The organism is Paenibacillus sp. P2(2022), from assembly GCF_029522175.1.
Taxonomy (GTDB): Bacteria; Bacillota; Bacilli; order Paenibacillales; family Paenibacillaceae; genus Paenibacillus; species Paenibacillus polymyxa.
In genome coordinates this window covers 63,523-81,356 of sequence record NZ_JAKWFI010000009.1, presented here as the reverse complement: position 1 = coordinate 81,356, position 17,834 = coordinate 63,523, and the positions used below count along the sequence as shown (strand labels likewise).

At 44.5% G+C, this 17,834-nt stretch carries 15 protein-coding genes and 1 pseudogene; 13 read left to right on the top strand and 3 right to left on the bottom strand.

Annotation, left to right across the window (positions count from 1 at the left end):
- Positions 1 to 44 precede the first annotated feature (44 nt).
- Positions 45 to 1,637: a glycoside hydrolase family 32 protein gene (locus tag MMB75_RS22030; RefSeq protein ID WP_044787878.1), complete on the top strand. Its 1,593-nt coding sequence runs from the start codon at positions 45 to 47 to the stop codon at positions 1,635 to 1,637.
- Between the two features lie 168 nt (positions 1,638 to 1,805).
- Here MMB75_RS22030 and MMB75_RS22025 read toward each other — a convergent pair whose 3' ends face one another.
- Positions 1,806 to 2,270 carry a MarR family winged helix-turn-helix transcriptional regulator gene (locus MMB75_RS22025; RefSeq protein WP_013369372.1) on the bottom strand — a complete coding sequence of 155 codons (465 nt, stop codon included), beginning with the start codon at positions 2,268 to 2,270 and terminating at the stop codon, positions 1,806 to 1,808.
- Positions 2,271 to 2,556: 286 nt separating this feature from the next.
- Here MMB75_RS22025 and MMB75_RS22020 point away from each other — a divergent pair, with 286 nt between their 5' ends.
- The 4 genes and pseudogenes from MMB75_RS22020 to MMB75_RS22005 all read left to right on the top strand — a co-directional run bounded on the left by MMB75_RS22020 (position 2,557) and on the right by MMB75_RS22005 (position 5,171).
- Complete coding sequence (locus tag MMB75_RS22020; RefSeq protein ID WP_017428453.1) at positions 2,557 to 2,979, top strand: hypothetical protein; 423 nt, start codon at positions 2,557 to 2,559, stop codon at positions 2,977 to 2,979.
- A 195-nt stretch (positions 2,980 to 3,174) separates the two neighbouring features.
- Positions 3,175 to 3,360: a spore coat protein gene (locus tag MMB75_RS22015; RefSeq protein ID WP_017428452.1), complete on the top strand. Its 186-nt coding sequence runs from the start codon at positions 3,175 to 3,177 to the stop codon at positions 3,358 to 3,360.
- Positions 3,361 to 3,375: 15 nt separating this feature from the next.
- Positions 3,376 to 3,675 carry a spore coat protein gene (locus MMB75_RS22010; RefSeq protein WP_017428451.1) on the top strand — a complete coding sequence of 100 codons (300 nt, stop codon included), beginning with the start codon at positions 3,376 to 3,378 and terminating at the stop codon, positions 3,673 to 3,675.
- Between the two features lie 156 nt (positions 3,676 to 3,831).
- Positions 3,832 to 5,171: pseudogene (locus MMB75_RS22005) on the top strand (amino acid permease).
- A 20-nt stretch (positions 5,172 to 5,191) separates the two neighbouring features.
- On the opposite strand, the gene MMB75_RS22000 reads toward MMB75_RS22005, so the two are convergent.
- Complete coding sequence (locus MMB75_RS22000; protein ID WP_277510933.1) at positions 5,192 to 5,824, bottom strand: LysE family transporter; 633 nt, start codon at positions 5,822 to 5,824, stop codon at positions 5,192 to 5,194.
- Positions 5,825 to 6,100: 276 nt separating this feature from the next.
- Here MMB75_RS22000 and MMB75_RS21995 point away from each other — a divergent pair, with 276 nt between their 5' ends.
- The 6 genes from MMB75_RS21995 to MMB75_RS21970 all read left to right on the top strand — a co-directional run bounded on the left by MMB75_RS21995 (position 6,101) and on the right by MMB75_RS21970 (position 13,711).
- Positions 6,101 to 7,069, top strand: a complete 969-nt coding sequence (locus MMB75_RS21995) for an SIS domain-containing protein (RefSeq protein ID WP_277376258.1) — start codon at positions 6,101 to 6,103, stop codon at positions 7,067 to 7,069.
- A gap of 27 nt (positions 7,070 to 7,096) precedes the next feature.
- The gene (locus MMB75_RS21990) at positions 7,097 to 7,909 is read left to right on the top strand and encodes a fructoselysine 6-kinase (protein WP_031462855.1); all 813 of its coding nucleotides are present in this window, start codon (positions 7,097 to 7,099) and stop codon (positions 7,907 to 7,909) included.
- A 128-nt stretch (positions 7,910 to 8,037) separates the two neighbouring features.
- On the top strand, positions 8,038 to 8,718 hold the full coding sequence (locus tag MMB75_RS21985; RefSeq protein WP_230681914.1) for a GntR family transcriptional regulator: 681 nt from the start codon (positions 8,038 to 8,040) through the stop codon (positions 8,716 to 8,718).
- A gap of 134 nt (positions 8,719 to 8,852) precedes the next feature.
- Positions 8,853 to 10,436, top strand: a complete 1,584-nt coding sequence (locus tag MMB75_RS21980) for an amidohydrolase (protein ID WP_045245123.1) — start codon at positions 8,853 to 8,855, stop codon at positions 10,434 to 10,436.
- A gap of 2 nt (positions 10,437 to 10,438) precedes the next feature.
- Entirely contained in the window at positions 10,439 to 11,869 is a 1,431-nt protein-coding gene (locus MMB75_RS21975) for a YfcC family protein (RefSeq protein WP_045245122.1), read from the top strand.
- A gap of 171 nt (positions 11,870 to 12,040) precedes the next feature.
- Entirely contained in the window at positions 12,041 to 13,711 is a 1,671-nt protein-coding gene (locus tag MMB75_RS21970) for a ribonuclease J (protein ID WP_016819351.1), read from the top strand.
- Between the two features lie 169 nt (positions 13,712 to 13,880).
- Here the strand turns inward: MMB75_RS21970 and MMB75_RS21965 are convergent, their stop codons facing one another.
- Positions 13,881 to 15,140: a BaiN/RdsA family NAD(P)/FAD-dependent oxidoreductase gene (locus MMB75_RS21965; RefSeq protein ID WP_045245169.1), complete on the bottom strand. Its 1,260-nt coding sequence runs from the start codon at positions 15,138 to 15,140 to the stop codon at positions 13,881 to 13,883.
- 293 nt (positions 15,141 to 15,433) lie between these two features.
- Here MMB75_RS21965 and MMB75_RS21960 point away from each other — a divergent pair, with 293 nt between their 5' ends.
- Both MMB75_RS21960 and MMB75_RS21955 read left to right on the top strand, forming a co-directional pair.
- Complete coding sequence (locus MMB75_RS21960; RefSeq protein ID WP_031462859.1) at positions 15,434 to 17,173, top strand: two-component system sensor histidine kinase NtrB; 1,740 nt, start codon at positions 15,434 to 15,436, stop codon at positions 17,171 to 17,173.
- A gap of 142 nt (positions 17,174 to 17,315) precedes the next feature.
- The gene (locus tag MMB75_RS21955) at positions 17,316 to 17,750 is read left to right on the top strand and encodes a BrxA/BrxB family bacilliredoxin (protein WP_016819348.1); all 435 of its coding nucleotides are present in this window, start codon (positions 17,316 to 17,318) and stop codon (positions 17,748 to 17,750) included.
- The last annotated feature ends 84 nt before the right edge of the window (positions 17,751 to 17,834 follow it).

Sequence of the window (17,834 nt, the reverse complement as noted above, 5' to 3'; positions counted from 1 at the left end):
GACGATACATAACAATGCAATGAGGGGTAAGGAGGATCGTCATAATGAGAAAAAAAGCTTTCAAGAACATTGGAATACGATCCGTAGTAGTTATCACAGGCTTAACTATTTTCATAGCTATGGGGTGGAGTATGTACCAACAGGATGCAGGCAAACCTCAAAAACCTGCAGCAGCTCCAAAAAACCAAGCCAATCAAAGCAAGCATACAACACCGACCTATCGGGCCGCCTATCATTTTACCGTCCCGGATAAGTGGAAAAATGATCCACAGCGGCCTATTTATATGGATGGGCAATATCATTACTACTATTTATATAATCGTGATTACCCTCATAAGAACGGTACAGAATGGCGACATGCCACATCCACCGACCTGGTTCATTGGAAAGATGAAGGGGTGGCAATTCCTAAATATACGAATCCGAATGGAGACCCTTGGTCCGGTTCGGTCGTGATCGACAATAATGGCACCGCAGGTTTTGGAAAAGGCGCACTTGTAGCCATTGTCACACAGCCCTCCGCAGATGGAGGAAAGCAGGAACAATTTCTGTGGTACAGTAAGGACAAAGGCAAGACGTTTACTTCTTATCGCAACAAGCCCGTGATGTCCAACCCTGGCACGAAGGATTTCAGAGATCCCAAGATCATCCGGGATATTCAACGTAATCAATGGGTGATGGTCATGGCGGAGGGAACGAAGATTGGCTTTTATAAGTCGAAAAATTTAAAGGATTGGCAGTTTACGAGCGGCTTTCAAACGGAAAATATCGGACTTGTAGAATGTCCTGACCTTTACCAGATGCGCGCGGATGATGGGACCTATCAATGGATTCTAGGTGCAAGCGCCAATAGTAAACCAACCGGCGGACCCAATACGTATGCCTACTGGACGGGGGATTTTAATGGAGAAGCATTTCTCCCTGATCGCAATGATCCTGATTGGCTGGATTATGGCTTTGACTGGTATGGTGCGGTTACGTTCGAGGACGGCAAAGCCAAAGACCAATACAGTCACCGTTATGCGCTGGCCTGGATGAACAATTGGGATTATGCCAACAACACGCCTACTCTGAAGGAAGGCTTTAATGGCATGGATTCGGTTGTTCGCCAAATTCGGTTGAAGCGTACAACTGATGTCGGCTATCGCTTGGTTTCACAGCCTGTAGCAGCTTTGGAGCAATTCCCAACTGCAACGGAGTCATTGGGGAAGATCCAAGTAGTGGGGACTCACAAGCTTCCGGTAGCAGGTGATGCCTATCAGTTAGAAGCAGATGTATCTTGGTCAACGATCAAAAATACAGGCTTGAGGCTTCGAGAGTCTGCGGATGGCAAGCGTCATGTAGATGTGGGTGTTTCGGTGGAGGGGCAATACTCTTATGTAAACAGAGCAAACACCGGGCAGCCGGATCAGAGTGGTAAATATGTAGAGAGTAAGGCGCCTTTTGATACCAATAAAAAAAATGTCCACTTGAAGATTCTTGTCGATAAAACCAGCATCGAAGTCTTTGTAGATGATGGAGAAGTAGCTTATTCCTCCTTAATATTTCCACGCTTAGAGGATCAGGGAATTACTCTTTTTTCAGATGGCGGTAAGGCTATTTTTAATAATGTAGTGATCAAACATTTTAGTCGATAACAGGTCTTATGCTGCTCGTAAGCTTAGGCATATTTCGCTCAGGTATATATAAAGTCCACCCATAAATATAAGGGTGGACTTTTCTGTGTAAATCTAAATTTTCGTTAGCACAGCTATAGGATTGTTCTTTTATTCACAATTGAACAGTTGCTAAAATTACTATTCATTCTATTTGTGATAAGGTGACAGATTATCAGCGCTACGGCCCAATTTTTTGAGCAAGCCGATGAGTTGATCTCTTTCGGTTTCGCTGATTCCGCTAAAGGCACGTTCAATCTGACGTGTATAATCAGGATAAATTTCGTCCATGACGCGTTGTCCTTCGTCCGTCAACTCTGCATATATAATACGACGATCTTGGTCGCACGGGTGACGGTGCAAATAACCACGGCTCTCCAGCTTGTCGATAACATAAGTGACATTTCCGCTTTGCAGAAGCAGTTTGGCTCCAATTTGTTGAATTGGTTGTGCTCCCTTGTGATATAAAACTTCCATCACGGCGAAGGCCGTTGGGTTGAAGCCCACCGTTTTGATGCCAGCAACCGCATGTTCGTTTACACTTTTGAATGACTTGGCAAACACGCTATACAAATGCATAGATTGCTGTGTCACCAATGTTCGGTAATCTATCATCTTCATTCCGCCTTTATGTATGGATTTGGGCATCCTTTGACCGCTCGGTTCGGATGACCGGGCAACCATACCCTTACTACTAGCATAAAGGGATTTACGTAGGGAAAACATGCGATTTGTCACAGTAGCTGCTTTTTTAATTATTTAATTTCAAAGCTTTAAGGTAAATTTTTGAAAAATAAAGGTTTCGAATGTAAAAATACCGTTCCGATTGGTTATATTAACAAATAACATACCTAATGGACCCAAATAACAAAATAAGATAAATTCAGAGGAGATGAAGCACATGGATACGGGTTCTTTCCGTTTTCAATTTCGTGATCCGCAGCAAGCCGCCCAAGCCTGTGAAACATTAAAGGAAATTGGATACTCTGCCAGCACGAACGGTGATACAGGCCTCAGTGTTCACGTTGAGAACCAGGATGTGCTGTCTGCATTAGAGATTTGCCAAGCTTATGAAGGAAGTATAATTGAGACAGGAGTTCTCACTTATCGTCCAGGTAAGCAAAGTAATATCGGTGTGCAAAATCCAGGTTATAGCCCGGAGGATTGGATTATTCCAGCGCACATCATTAATGAGGACTGGAGCGAGGCGTATAAAAGCGGCTCTTCCCAAACGTTTACGAACACAACACAGGAACACAACGTCAGCTCTGATCAACAACCGGAAGACGATGTGGACGGTTTTTCAGGTAGCGTCCATACCTAAATAATGGTGTTCACCCTTGCTGCTCACTTTGGAACAAAAAGGTTCCTTCAAACCATGACTAATGGTTTGAAGGAACCTTTTTTCATGATGAGAAAAAGCTGAAAAGGACATTGTGAAAACTAAGGTTCTTGGATCGTGCATAAGGGCAGTAATCGTAGGAAATACCAAAAGAAGTTCAGAAAGGAGGTTTTGATCTTGCAAAAACTCGGAGTTCACGAAAAATTGGAATTGCATGAGCTGCTTACGTTTAAAACAACTTGTATCACAAAAACTCAAGCTATGCTGCCTTTAGTCTCAGATTCAAATTTGAAAAATATTTTACAGCAGGATATCAGTGGCGGTACACAAGATATTCAACAGCTTAAAAATCTGCTTGTATAATGAAGGAGGATTAACGTGAATTCTTTTACTGGGAATATGACTGGTACGACTCCCATGACCGATCAGGTGATTGCTGCCGATCTGTTAATCGCAGCTAAAAGTGGGATCAAAAACTACGCCGCAGCGTTAACAGAGTCCACTAGCCCGGAAGTTCGGAATGTTCTGTGTGACCAATTGAGCAAAGCTGTTAATCTTCATGAGCAAATTTTTAATTATATGAAGAACAATGGTTACTACAACGCCTATGATCCAGATCAGCAAATTCAAATGGATATTCAAAATGCAGACAAGGCACTTTCTTTGCCCAAAATGTGAAACGTTTAATTGAAAAGAAGCACCAGCAAACTTTAATCGAGTTTGCTGGTGCTTCTTTATTACAAATTGAAAGAACTTCACATGAAATATGGAGAAGAAGGAAATCATAAAAAAACAAGGTATCGGTCTCAAATTTAGAAATAGGGTGATTTTCTTATGAGCAAGCCTTCAGCGGGCAAACAAAAAGATCAAAAACTAAAATGGTGGCAGCTGAGCTTGTTAGGAGTTGCAGGCACCATCGGTACAGGGTATTTTCTAGGGTCCAGTTTAGCGATTTCCATTGGTGGTCCAGCCGTACTGATTGCTTACTTTTTGGCAGCAGTTGGGACGTATGTGGTGTTTGACGCTCTTTCGCGTATGACGGCAGATCATCCAGAACAGGGCTCTTTCCGTTCCTATGCCCAAAAAGCATTTGGTAATTGGGCAGGCTTCGGCAGTGGCTGGGTATATTGGTTCTCAGAATTGCTTATTAATGGGAGTCAACTAACCGCGCTGTCTATATTTTCACGTTTTTGGTTTCCTCAGGTACCGATGTGGATTTTTGCGGCAGGCTTCGGACTCTTAGGGCTTGTGATTGTTTTTTTTGGCAATAAGGGCTTTGATCGTGTAGAAAATGTACTCGCCATTATTAAGATGGCGGCTCTTGTGATGTTTCTGGTCCTAGCGATTGCGCTTTTGGCAGGCTGGATCGGAGGAAGTAAATATAATCCGAAGTTTCCCCTCAGCTACAAAGACTTTTTTCCAACCGGTGGCATAGGATTATGGTCATCTTTTATTTTTGCCTTTTATGCATACGGAGGTATCGAAGTGCTCGGAATTATGTCTAACCGACTTCAAAACCCGGAGGAAGCACCGAAAGCAGGAAAGGTCATGCTGATTACGCTGGTTGTAGTGTATGTGCTATCGATTGGGCTGGCTGTGTCTATGGTACCATTAAGTGCTTTTAATCCGAAGGAGAGCCCTTTTGTGCTTGCGCTTAGTAGCGATCATCTGGCCTTTGTACCTCATTTGTTTAACGGAGTCCTGATTATTGCAGGATTCTCAACGATGACAGCATCGCTATATGCAGAGACTTCGATGATGATTACTCTTGCCCAGGAAGGAGATGCGCCCACCCTGTTCTCACGGAAGTGGAAGGGCAAATATCCTCTTATGCACTTAGTTTGATCTCTGTTGGATTAATCTCAGCAATCGTATTATCGTTGCTGCTACCAGGAAAAGTGTATGAATATATCACAACCGCTGCGGGCTTAATGCTGTTATATAACTGGTGCTTTATTTTGCTGTCTTCAGGTAAGTTACTGGAATCAAGCACATCGAGCAATATTAAACGCTGGATTGGCTTATTGCTGATCGCTTTGGCTGTAGTAGGGGCCTTTTTTCATAAGCTTAGCCGCCCTGGGGTTTACATCAGTTTGCTGCTAGTCTTGTTAATTGCCATATGTGACCTCATTGTACAATGGGTGCGTCGAAAGCACGGCAAGGAACCTCGTTAACTTTATTAAGAAGACAAGCGTTAGCGTAAAAAAAATAATTGAAATGCCTGTACACCAAAATAAAAGCCAAAGCCTACAAGAGACAGACCTGACATCCAAGAGATGGTTTTAAGCAATCCGGGTCTGAGAAATCGACGGAAAACACTTGAAGCGGCTGCCATCGTCACATCCCAGGCCAATACGCCTAGTACAATCGCTCCGCTGTAAATCAATAGCTGTTGTACTGGATAAGTATTAGCGACGTTGGCCAGTATGGATCCGTAAATCCCAAGCCAGAAAAGGATGGAGAGAGGATTAAACAACGACATCAGAAAGCCGGCTACAAAGGAGTTGGTCAGGGTATTACTATTTCCCCTTAATTCGGATTCTGAAATCACACCAGCATTTTTAATGCTTTCAAGACCTGTATACACAAGCACGAAAAAGCCAAATAGCCATAAAAAAGCTTTGACAAATGGGGAATTAAGAAGATGGATCATTCCCAAATAGACAAGCATCATATAGATAATGTCTGCTGTGATTGCACCTAGCCCAATAAACCAGGCGTGCCAAAATCCATTTTTAATCCCTCGATCTAATTGCGCGGCATTGATAGGTCCAATGGGAGCTGAAAGAGATAGACCCAGAAAAACATAACTGATAAATGTATTAATGGTGTTTTCCTCCTTGATTATTTATTGGACGTTATGTATTTGTCTCATTTAGTTTATTCGGACAAACCCATGTGTAAGACCATATTTTTGTGCGTATATGTAGCCACAGCCTCGTTATTTGCTAACCCAATGAATCCAATCCCAAAGGAGCTCTAATCCTTATACAAAAGGGTTAGAGCTTTTTTTAATGAGAGGCTTGACACTTTTAGTGAAAGCGCTTATATTTATCTCGTAAACAATACGTTATATAACGTTATATAAAAGGAGAGATAAAAAATGAATGTACAACAGACGGTTCAGACGATTTTTGAACAAGCGAATGGGGAGATTTCCGAGGTTTATTTAGTGGCCTGCGGGGGCTCACTAGTGGATATGTATCCTTCAAAATATTTTCTGGATAGTGAAGCAAGAAAACTGGTAGCAGGCATGTATACAGCAAATGAGTTTGTACATGCATTGCCAAAACGATTGGGGGCACACTCAGTGGTCATCGTTTGCTCTCACGGTGGAAATACTCCAGAATCGGTCGCGGCTGCTAAATCAGCCAAAGAGAAAGGTGCTTATACCATCGGCTTAACCCACAATAGTGAAGCTTCCCTGCTCAACTATTCGGATTATTCCTTCCTCTACGAGTGGGGGGATGAGAGCGATGTTAAAAACAACCCGATGGCCATTATTTTAGAACTTACGGTTGAACTGCTGCAAATCGCTGAGGGCTATGTGCATTACCCAGCTTTCCAGAACGGATTGGAGGCAATCAATGGAATTATTAACCGGGCCAAAGTCCAAGTTGAACCACGTGCCCAAGTATTCGCAGACAGATACCGCAATGAGGAACTCTTTTATATCCTGACTAGCGGAGCGTCTTATGGACATGCTTACGGATTTGCCATCTGCTCGCTGATGGAAATGCAATGGCTTCATGCAACTTCTATCCATTCCGGTGAATTCTTCCATGGTCCGTTTGAAGTAACGGATAAGGAAACTCCATTTATTCTGATGATCAACGAAGGACGTACACGGGCGCTGGATGAGCGGGCACAGACTTTCCTGAATCAGTATGCCGAGAAAGTGGAAGTGATTGATGCAAAGGAGCTTGGCATCGGAACGATTGCAGACGAAGTAGTAGAGTTTTTTAACCCGGTGTTATTCTACAGCATTGTATGTGTATATCGTGAAGCACTAGCCAATGTACGCAATCACCCATTGGAAACTCGGCGTTATATGGGCAAAGTAGCTTACTAGCGCACCTACCAACAGGAGGAAACCATCATGAAAGTTCTAGGCATTGGCGATAATGTGGTAGATAAATATGTTCATCTGCGTATGATGTACCCTGGCGGCAATGCGCTTAATTTCAGTGTGTTTGCCAAAAAAGCGGGAGTGGATGCAGCCTTTATAGGCGTGTTTGGGGACGACAACGAAGCACGGCATGTAGAACACACCCTGCGTGAGCTTGACATCGATATTTCACGGTGCAGACATCACAGCGGTGAGAACGGCTGTGCACGTGTAACCCTGGAAGACGGAGACAGAGTATTTCTTGGCAGTAATGAGGGGGGAGTGACACGTCTCTATCCATTGGAACTGAGCGAAGATGACAGGAACTATCTTGGCGGATTCGACCTAATTCATACTGGCTTGTACAGTCATACAGGTCACTTGCTGCCTGAATTAGAGACACTAGGAATCCCTATTTCTTTTGATTTTTCAGATGATTTTACAGATACACAGGTAGAACAAAATATTACGTATGCCGATTTTGCATTTTTCTCTTGCAGCCATATGACGGATGAAGAGACACAGAATTATATCCGCTCCAATCGAAAAAAAGAGGGACAAATTCTGGTCGCCACACGTGGCGGTGACCGATCCATCGCCTATGATGGTACGAAGTTCTATTTTCAAATGCCTGATTCCGTTGACGCTGTGGATACCATGGGGGCAGGCGACTCTTATATAACTGCTTTTTTACTGAGCTTTTTGGAAAAAGGCAACATTCAAGCTGCTATGGCAGAAGGCTCAAGGCTTGCCGCCCAGAGCTGTCTGGTAGAAGGTTCCTTCGGATACGGCGTTCATTATTGACGATCCTTTTCGAATATCTTCACTTGTAAGAATATGTAACCTTTGATACTCTAAGTGAGAGTGATATAACGTTATATGACAAGTGAGGGTACATGATGTTAAATTCAGACCAAGCGGAGCCATTATATATGCAATTACAAAAAGCGGTCAAAACCGCTATTCATAATGGAACATTTACGCAGGGAAGCCGTATACCGACTGAAACAGAGTTAAGCGAGATGTATAATGTAAGTCGTATTACCGTAAGAAAAGCAATTGCCGAATTAGTTCATGAAGGATATTTGACCAAACGTCAGGGGAAAGGCACCTTTGTCAATATCCCCAAGATTGGACGGAAGATTGAACATGTCATCAGCTTTACGGCTGCTTGCAAGTCCAATGGTCTTTCTTCACATAGTGTGGTCACAAAACGTGAAATCGTAGAAGCAGATGAGGAAATTGCACATCAATTGCAGCTATCGCCAGGAGAAAAGGTGTTATTTATCCAGCGTAAAAGATATGCGGATGATCGCCCCCTGATGCTGGAAAACAATTTTTATCCTTATGACCGTTTTGCATTTCTAATGAACGAGCAGTTGGAGGGGTCTGTATACGAGCTGCTGCGGCAAAAATACAGCATTGATCCTAACCAGCCGGGAGAGACGATATTACAAATTGCTTTGGCGGATGAAAATCAGGCCAAGCTGCTGGAGACGGCGATCGGACAGGCGTTGTTTTACATGCATACAATGATCTATGACCAGCACGGAAGCCCGGTTCATGTAGGAAAGCAGTACATCATCGGAGACCGTTATCAATTCTCCATATAATCCGTTGCCTGTTATGCAAGGTAGTTCAGGTATGTGTGGCTTCTGCTTCCATCCAGTAGGGAGAAGCAGAAGCTCCAACATAACGTTATATTACGTTATGCTGTTAGATGAATCAATCGTGAGGTGGTGAAACTGTGCAAGGGAAGAACGATACATTAGCAGACAAAGTTTTACTCTCCCATGCTATTTTTAATGGATTGGAAGATGAAGCTTCGCCCGGGTTTGTTGCAGTCCGAGGAGAACGTATTGCAGCGGTGGGGCGTCCGGAAGAGGCACAAGCCTGGATAGGAGCCGAAACGGTTGTCTATGATCTGGGCGATGCCTTTATCATGCCGGGAATCCATGACAACCATGTATTTTTCACCGGATACATGTCAATGCATCGGGGCGTGGATCTGGCGCATACGGCCTCCAGTGAAGAAGCAATGGAACTCTTGCTACAAGAGGCAAACAACCTTCCGCCAGGAAAAGATGTAACCGCTTTCGGTTGGAGCGAGGACAGATGGGGGAAGCTGCCTGATTCAAGCTTGTTGGATGGATTGTTTCCCGATCGGGCGGTCATCGCTATCAACCGAAATAAAAGCTACTGCTGGATGAACCGATTGGCTGAGAATAAATACCAATTTTCGCCTGATCAATGCAGTGCCGAAGCACGTGCTTTATTGCTCCAAGCTATGATGCAGGACCGTAGCCTTGTCCAACAAGAGTTTATGGAATTTTGCCGTATGTTGGCTGCACGAGGAGTTACTTCTATAAAAGATATCGGCTTTGACCGACATAGTGAGCTGCTTCCGATTCTAGATGAGTTGAAGGAAAAAGGTGAATTGCCACTGAGATTTCATTTCTCGCTGGAACCAGTTGTTGAACTGTTTGATATAAACATTGGTATCAAATATAAAGCACTTTACAATGGAGACCTTATTCGTTTCCAAGGTTACAAGCTGATGCTTGACGGCGTTGTAGCAGATCATACAGGGGACATGTTGGAGCCTTACGCAGATATGCCTGGGGTCACGAATTTGTGGACAGTTGATTATGAGAAGATTGAAGCCTCTGTTCTGGAAGCGGACAGCCAGGGGATCAAATGCTGCCTAACTGCAGAAGGCGATGCAGCAATTCGCCAAGCCGTATCCATGATTGAAAAATGCCGCTTGCAGCAGGGCAATCACCTTATCAGACATTCGATCAGTGATCTGGAGTATCCTCATCCAGATGATCTGACCAGAATGGGAGAGAACGAAATTTTTGCCGAGGTCTATGCCCAGATTCTGCTGCTCAATCCCTCTTACGAAGAGGCTTATATGTCTGCAGTGGCAGGCAAACAGAATGAAAGCCGCTTTTATAATTATAAGTCCATGCTGGAAGCTAACGTGCCGATCACCATAGGTACTGATTTGCCTTTATTTATCACCAGTGTCCCCGATTCGCTGTATGCAGCCTCTCACCGATTATTCCCGGATGGCTCGCCTGCTGGAGGCTGGTATCCTGACCAAGGAATGCCGCCATCCGAAGTTTTAAAGGCATGGACGACTAATGGAGCCAAACATTGTTATATGGAAGAGGTGACAGGTACGCTGGAGGCTGGAAAATATGCTGACATCGCCGTTTTTGACCGCGACCTCCTTAATGCATCCGCTGATGACATCAGGGATGCCCAAGTGATATTGACCATTATGGGAGGGAAGGTTACGTATAACCATTCTTGGAATGAGGGATAAACATGAACATCACGAATAAGAAATGGAAATTATCCTTGCCCCATAGCTATACCTTAATATTTTTGATTATTATTACAGTCGCCGCGTTGACATGGATTGTACCCAGCGGTCAATTTGAGCGTCATGAAGTGACAGTGAACGGTGTGACCAAAACGGCAATCGTTTCAGGAACCTATCACTCTGTACCCAAAACGGGAGAGAATGGTGATTTAAGACAGGGTATCCCCCAAATCCTTAGCGCCCCGATTGAGGGGATTATCAATGCCGCCGATGTTGTCTCTTTTGTTCTTATCGTAGGCGGCTCCTTCGGTATTATTCTGCAGACAGGGGCCATTGATCGTGCGCTGACAGCTCTTGCCAGGCGGCTAAAGAATAAGGGGATTTTGCTTATTCCCATTGCTATGGTGATCTTCAGTCTCGGAGGTTCTACTTTTGGGATGAGTGAAGAAATTATCCCACTTTATGCGATTTTCATTCCGTTAATGTTTGCCTTGGGTTTTGACTCTATGACCGCGATTCTTATTTTATTTCTGGGAACGCAAATTGGCTATGTTGGTTCGACGGTCAATCCATTTTCGGTGTTGATTGCCCAGGGGATCGCAGGAGTGGAGGGTAATCCTCAGCTCTGGCTGAGATTTATAGAATGGCTTGTATTTACGGCGATTTCTATTGCTTTTACGATGTGGTATGCGCACCGGGTTAAGCGAAATCCAGAGAAATCCATCGTGTTTCAGAGTGATATTATAAACCGCGAGCAGTTTATAAAGGAAAGCACAGATGAGGACGTCGTCTTCACATTTCGGGACAAATTAATTATAGGTGGATTTATTGTAACGCTTGGAGCAATTGTTTGGGGGATTTTGGTCAAAGGCTGGTATATGACGGAGATCGGCGCCCTTTTCTTTGCCCTTGGTATTTTTGTTGGGGTTGTCACCAAAATGAATCAGAAGGAAATAGCTGAGAATTTTGTAAAAGGATGCGGTGAATTTATCTACGCCGCGGTGATCATAGGCCTCGCCCGCGGAATTCTGATTATCGCAGAACAGGGCATGATTATAGATACCGTATTGAATGCACTTGCAAGTGTCCTGGAAGGATTGCCAAGTTATTTATTCACGACTATTATGCTGCTTGCGCATAATATCATTACTTTCCTCGTTCCCTCTTCTTCTGGGGAAGCTGCACTAACCATGCCTGTACTTGCACCGCTTGGCGATCTTGTAGGCATCAATCGTGAAGCTGTAGTCACAGCGTACCAATTTGGTAACGGGTTAACCAATCTCATTTCACCAACAGGCGGAGTGTTGCTGGCAGGATTGGCCATTGCCCGGATCAGCTTTGGACAGTGGCTGAAGGTAATCTTCAAACTATTCCCGATCCTATGGCTGATTGCTGCTATTTTTGCTGCTATATCGGCTGCGGTGGGTATCTAATCAATCAAGTGAGGGCCCCTGTCTGTTAGAGACAAGGGTTTCTTTTTGTGTTGGTGAAACAAGTCCCCTCTTATGTAGGAAGGCTACTCATTTCTTTCCCAATAGGGTGTATAAGTTTACGTGGAAAATAAATAATATGGATAGCATTTTCCTAAGGAGGAAATAAACTTGATGCTTGCTGATAACAGATTACTCATTGCTGCTTTAGGCGGTGTTAATGAGATTGGTAAAAATATGTACCTTATCCAATATGATCAGGATATTGTCGTCATTGATTGTGGTTCCAAGTTTCCTAATGAAAATTTGCCTGGTATTGACCTCATTGTACCAGATGTCACCTATCTACAGGAGAATCAGGATAAAGTCAGAGCGCTCATTGTAACGCATGGCCATGAGGATCACATCGGGGGCATTCCTTATTTACTGAAGCAGATTAATATCCCCGTATATGGCACAAAACTCACTATCGAATTGATTAAAATTAAGCTAAAGGAACATAACCTTTTACGTGATGCTGAGCTTCATCTTATAGATGCGGATTCAACCATTCAGGCGGGTTCGATTCAGGCATCCTTTTTCACCACTGTACACAGCATCCCTGATTGCTTGGGCGTCTTTTTTAAGACACCAGAAGGAAATGTGGTTCATACCGGGGATTTTAAATTCGACATGTCTCCTGTCAGCGGACCTTTCCCTGACCTTCATCGCATGGCTGAGATTGGAAAACAAGGAGTTAAAGTGCTTCTTTCCGAAAGTACAAATGCCGAAAGACCAGGCTTTACTCCTTCGGAGCGTTTGGTTGGCGGGCATATTTTGGACGCTTTCGCCAGAGCCAAACAGCAAGTTTTCATTTCTACATTTGCTTCCAATGTTAACCGTGTCCAACAGGTCATTGATGCGGCTGTGGAGACAGGCAGAAAACTTGTTTTACTGGGGCGCAGTATGATCAATGTGGTGTCCGTGGCTAAGGAGCTGGGATTCTTGCACATGCCGGAGGACTTGTTGATTGAGGCTGGAGAAACGGAGCGGTATCCTGCAGAAGAAATTGCAGTATTATGTACAGGAAGTCAGGGGGAACCGATGGCTGCACTGTCCCGACTTGCCAATTCTCTGCATCCCAAAATCGAAATTTTGCCTGGTGATACTGTGATCATCGCTGCAGGAGCTATACCCGGGAATGAACGAAATCTTTCCCAAGTCATCGATAACCTGTACGTACTGGGCGCCAACGTGATTTATGGATCGGGCAGCGCCACGGGGATGCACGTATCCGGTCATGGCAGCCAAGAAGAGTTAAAATTAATGATGACCCTAATGAAACCCCAGTATTTGATTCCTATACATGGTGAATTCAGAATGCTGCATCAGCATCGTCAGCTAGCAGAGTCAGTAGGGATTCCGATGGAGAATGTATTTATCGTCCAAAACGGAGAGACGATTCAAATCGCAGAGGGAAGGGCATCCTTGGGGCCCAAAGTACCATCCGGCAATAGCCTGGTAGACGGGCTGGTAACTGGTGATGTAGGTAATATTGTACTGCGGGACCGTAAAAAACTTTCCTCAGACGGTATGCTGATTATTGTGATGACTCTGAGCAAAAACGAGAAGCAAATGCTCGCTGCGCCAGAGGTTATATCCAGAGGCTTTGTATATGTTAAGGATTCCGAAGAGTTGATGAATCAGATTCGCGACACGATTATGACCACAGTGAACGAGTTAACAGAAATCGAAATGAGTCAGTGGGGCCTGATTAAGCAGATGTTAAAAGATAATGTGGGTCAGTTTATTTACAGCCAGACCAAGAGAAGACCTATGATTTTACCTATCATTATTGAGGTATAGGCGTAGCGGTAAACGTCAAAACAAGATGGAGTTTGTTCAATACGCGATGACTCAAAAAAAGACTTAAATCAGAAATACAACTGATTTAAGTCTTTTTCTTCTTTATTTCCAAAAATGCGGCTGTGATAGCGTTGTAGCGATCGTAAGATCAAATCCTACGCGCAGCGTCTTAATGGTTTAAAGCCGCTTGCGTTCCTGCTGTATGTCCTGTCGTAAACGCAGCCGTAATATTATAGCCTCCAGTGTAGCCGTGAATATCCAGAATCTCACCGCAGAAAAACAATCCAGGCATCAGCTTGGATTCCATTGTTTTCGGATTAATTTCCTTCAAGTTCACACCGCCCCCGGTAACAAATGCTTCCTTTAGAGAGAGCGTACCATTCACACGAATGGGAAACGCCTTGATTCGATGGGCGAGTTCTTGCCATTGCTGCTTGGGAATATGATCATAGGTCAAATCTTCACGCAGTTCAGCTTGCTGAAGCAATAACGGAATCATGCGTTCCGGTAAATAAGACTTAAGTACGTTTTTGATCGCCTTTTTTGCATCGACCGATGCCAGTTCCAGCGTCTCACGGTAGACTTCATCAGCATGTTTATGAGGCTGTAAATCGAGAGTTAATAACACCGTGTTTACCTTATCTTTTTTCATTCCCTTGACGACAAACTGACTGCAACGCAAAGCGGTTGGGCCAGATAAACCAAAATGCGTGAAAATCATATCTCCTTCATGAACGACAACCTTCTTTTGTTTCGCATTCCATACGGTCAGGCTGATGTTTCGTAAGGAGAGTCCCTGAAGCTCTTTTGTCTGGATGAATGTCTCGCCTGACGTTAGCGGGACCTCTGTTGGATATAGTTCCGTAATGGTATGCCCTGCTTGCTCTGCCCATGCATAGCCGTCACCTTCCGAGCCTGTATGAGGGACGGACTTGCCACCGACAGCGACTATGACGTTACGGCTACGCAGCATTTCACCGGAACGCAGCCGCACGCCAGCCGTATGACCTTCTTTGTAAATCACTTCTTGAACAGGACAGCTTGTCCGAATTTCGACTCCTTGAGAGCGTACCTTATTAATCAAAGCGTCGACGACCGTTTTGGCTTTGTCCGTCACTGGGAACATACGCCCGTTGTCTTCTTCCTTTAAGGCTATACCTAGTTGTTCAAAGAAGGCGATGATATCCCGATTGCCAAAAGCAGCCAGGGCACTGTGCAGAAAACGGCCATTGCCGGGAATGTGGCGAATGAGTTCATCCAGCTCTTTTGCATTCGTGACATTGCAGCGACCTCCACCGGAGATCCCCAGCTTTCGTCCGAGTTTATTTCCCTTTTCCACTAAAAGCACCTTGGCGCCCTCGCCACTAGCAGCCGCCGCGGCCATTAAGCCGGCTGAGCCGCCTCCGATCACAATTACGTCGTAAGTCATAAACCTCTTCCTTTTCGTCGACAAATTTTCAAAAAATTCAGAATCGCGTAACAAATTTTCCATCATATCGTAATCCCGTCTCTTTAGATAGACTCTGAGCACAGTAGCTGTGTATATCTTCTATTTTAAAGGAGTAAGTAAAAGACGTAAAAACGATCCTCTTATATATATCCGGTATTTAGCAGAATTTGTCGTTCTACACCGGGATTTTAACACATATATTGTAATATATTGTAGCCTGTGCTTTAATTCAACTAACGGCGTCAAGGAAAGATGATGAGGGGGAGAAGTCCTTGTTAATTGCGTTAAAGGAAAGTGTGCTCCAAGTTCTCCTTGCCGTTATATCGGCGGGTTTTTTCTCTATATTAACGGATTATGGAGACAAGAAAAAGGTTTGGGCAGGCCATCTGCTTCCCGGACCTCATCAAGGAATACTTTATTTGTGTTGCTTGCCAGCCATATTGCTATGTTCGCTCTTTCAATACCAGCCTCCATATGGCCTACCTTCCAATCTCGGTATTATTCCCCTTACTGTGGGCGTCATGTACGGTACACGTCGCACTTCCTTTGTACTCGCTGCTTCTGCATTGACGGGTGTCCTAATTATAGCGCAGTCGATAGAAATGTCCCCAATGTATGTGGGCACTGCTTTTATCCTTTTTCCTTTTATGCTACTGCATGTCAAGTTTTTTCAAAGAGGAACATTGTTGGACAAAAAGCTCGTAATTTTCACATATGTTGTGGCTGATATGCTGCTTAAGGCTTTATTACCACTATTGTGGGGCAAACAGAACATTTCAGTATACATTCCTGATCTGCTTACAACGTTTTGGAATGTTGCTGTAGGTGTGTTGGCAAGTTTTGCGGTCGTAAGTCTGATGCATAATTCCTTTGAGAAACTGACGCTGCGGCGAGATGTAACTGAGTTTACGAGCAAATATTTAATCGAAGTGGATAAGCTGCGTCAAGTCATGGATTTGATGCCATTATCTCTTGTTACTTTGGACAGCGAAGAACGAGTTATACATATGAACAAAACGATGCTGGAGCTCTACCGGGACTTCGATCCCTATATTACACTGCCTGAGGTCGTAGGGCGTCCTTTAAACACGTTGTACGGTTTTAGCGCTTCGCCTGTAGTTAACGAACGAGTTGCGAAAGCATTGGAAGGAGAAGCAGGCGCTGATTTTATAAATGTATCTCCCAAAGTATTCTTTTCAAGTTTCCTCCCTTTTCGGGATAAACATATGAATCAAACCACAGGCGTCATTATCGCCTTGCAGGACATTACAGAGCTGGAGACGCTCCGCAGTGAGCTGGGCAATTTTGAGAGGCTCAGTCTGGTCGGGCAGATGGCCGCGGGCATTACTCATGAAATACGTAATCCGATGGCGGTTGTGCGCGGGTTTTTACAGCTTATGCGCGAGAAAAGCCCTGATTCTCTAGGCCATTACTACCGCATCGTAATGGAGGAGCTGGATCGGGCGAATGGGATTATTAATGATTTTCTTTCCCTGGCCCAGAATCGGATTGTCGAGAAGGAGCAGTGTCATCTGCATGACATCATTCGTGAACTAACACCTCTATTGTGGGCAGATGCCAACCTGAGGGGACAGACGATTGAGTTAAAGCTGGAGGATCATGTAACGATGCTGCATCTGAACCCTAAGGAGATCAAGCAATTGCTGCTTAATTTATCGCGTAATGCGATGGAAGCTATGGGGGAAAAGGGCGTGCTGACCATTTCTACTCATGAGGAAGGGGATTTTGTCGAACTGGAAGTGAGGGATACCGGTCCGGGAATTCCGCCAAAACAGCTTGAAAAGCTGTTCCAGCCTTTTTATACAACCAAAACGAAAGGTACAGGTTTGGGTCTGGCCTTATGTCAAAGTATAGTAGAGCGTCATCACGGTACGATTGCCGTAGATTCGGTGGAGGGAATGGGCACACAGTTTAAAGTCCGTCTGCGCAGAACCATTCCGACTTATCGGGAGCATTCTGAGCCTCCTGTCATAAATTCGATACAGAAATAATTGTGCAAAGATGTAACCGGATTTTTTGCAAATTACGTGAAAAAGATTGTATAATGGGCTTTAGATGTCCATGCCTTTACTACGGCACAGGATGAAATTAGAAACGTAGTATACATGATTTAATGAAAAGGAGTGAAAGAATATGTCTATGTCTTTCGATCAATATATGAGAGATTCAGTTCAGCCTATGCGCGATGAACTGACGAATCTTGGGATTCAGGAATTGCGTACTTCTGAAGATGTGGAGGCCAAGCTGCCTGATGCTAAAGGTACAGTGCTGGTGGTTGTGAACTCGGTATGCGGTTGTGCCGCAGGCCAATGCCGCCCGGGTATAGCTGAAGCGCTGAAGCATGATATTACGCCGGATCATCTGTATACGGTTTTTGCGGGACAGGATAAGGAAGCAACGGCGAAGGCTCGCGAATTTTTCGCACCGTATCCGCCATCTTCCCCTTCGATCGCGCTGCTGAAAGACGGCGAACTGGTTCACTTCATCGAGCGTCATCAGATCGAAGATCGTTCGGCAGATCAGATTGCTGCTGATTTGACCGGTGCATTTGACCGTTTTTGCCGGTAAGACTGCTCAAGCTATGCCCCCGCATTTTTCGCCTGCGAAACTTGCCGGGGCTTTTGCGTGTTGGCTTGTGAAGGAAATTCCTAA

Bases quoted from the DNA above. Each gene is read 5' to 3' on its own strand.
- MMB75_RS22030 (WP_044787878.1), top strand. From the start codon at position 45: ATGAGAAAAAAAGCTTTCAAGAACATTGGAATACGATCCGTAGTAGTT.
- MMB75_RS22025 (WP_013369372.1), bottom strand. From the start codon at position 2,270: ATGATAGATTACCGAACATTGGTGACACAGCAATCTATGCATTTGTAT.
- MMB75_RS22020 (WP_017428453.1), top strand. From the start codon at position 2,557: ATGGATACGGGTTCTTTCCGTTTTCAATTTCGTGATCCGCAGCAAGCC.
- MMB75_RS21995 (WP_277376258.1), top strand. From the start codon at position 6,101: ATGAATGTACAACAGACGGTTCAGACGATTTTTGAACAAGCGAATGGG.
- MMB75_RS21990 (WP_031462855.1), top strand. From the start codon at position 7,097: ATGAAAGTTCTAGGCATTGGCGATAATGTGGTAGATAAATATGTTCAT.
- MMB75_RS21985 (WP_230681914.1), top strand. From the start codon at position 8,038: ATGCAATTACAAAAAGCGGTCAAAACCGCTATTCATAATGGAACATTT.
- MMB75_RS21975 (WP_045245122.1), top strand. From the start codon at position 10,439: ATGAACATCACGAATAAGAAATGGAAATTATCCTTGCCCCATAGCTAT.
- MMB75_RS21970 (WP_016819351.1), top strand. From the start codon at position 12,041: ATGCTTGCTGATAACAGATTACTCATTGCTGCTTTAGGCGGTGTTAAT.
- MMB75_RS21965 (WP_045245169.1), bottom strand. From the start codon at position 15,140: ATGACTTACGACGTAATTGTGATCGGAGGCGGCTCAGCCGGCTTAATG.
- MMB75_RS21955 (WP_016819348.1), top strand. From the start codon at position 17,316: ATGTCTATGTCTTTCGATCAATATATGAGAGATTCAGTTCAGCCTATG.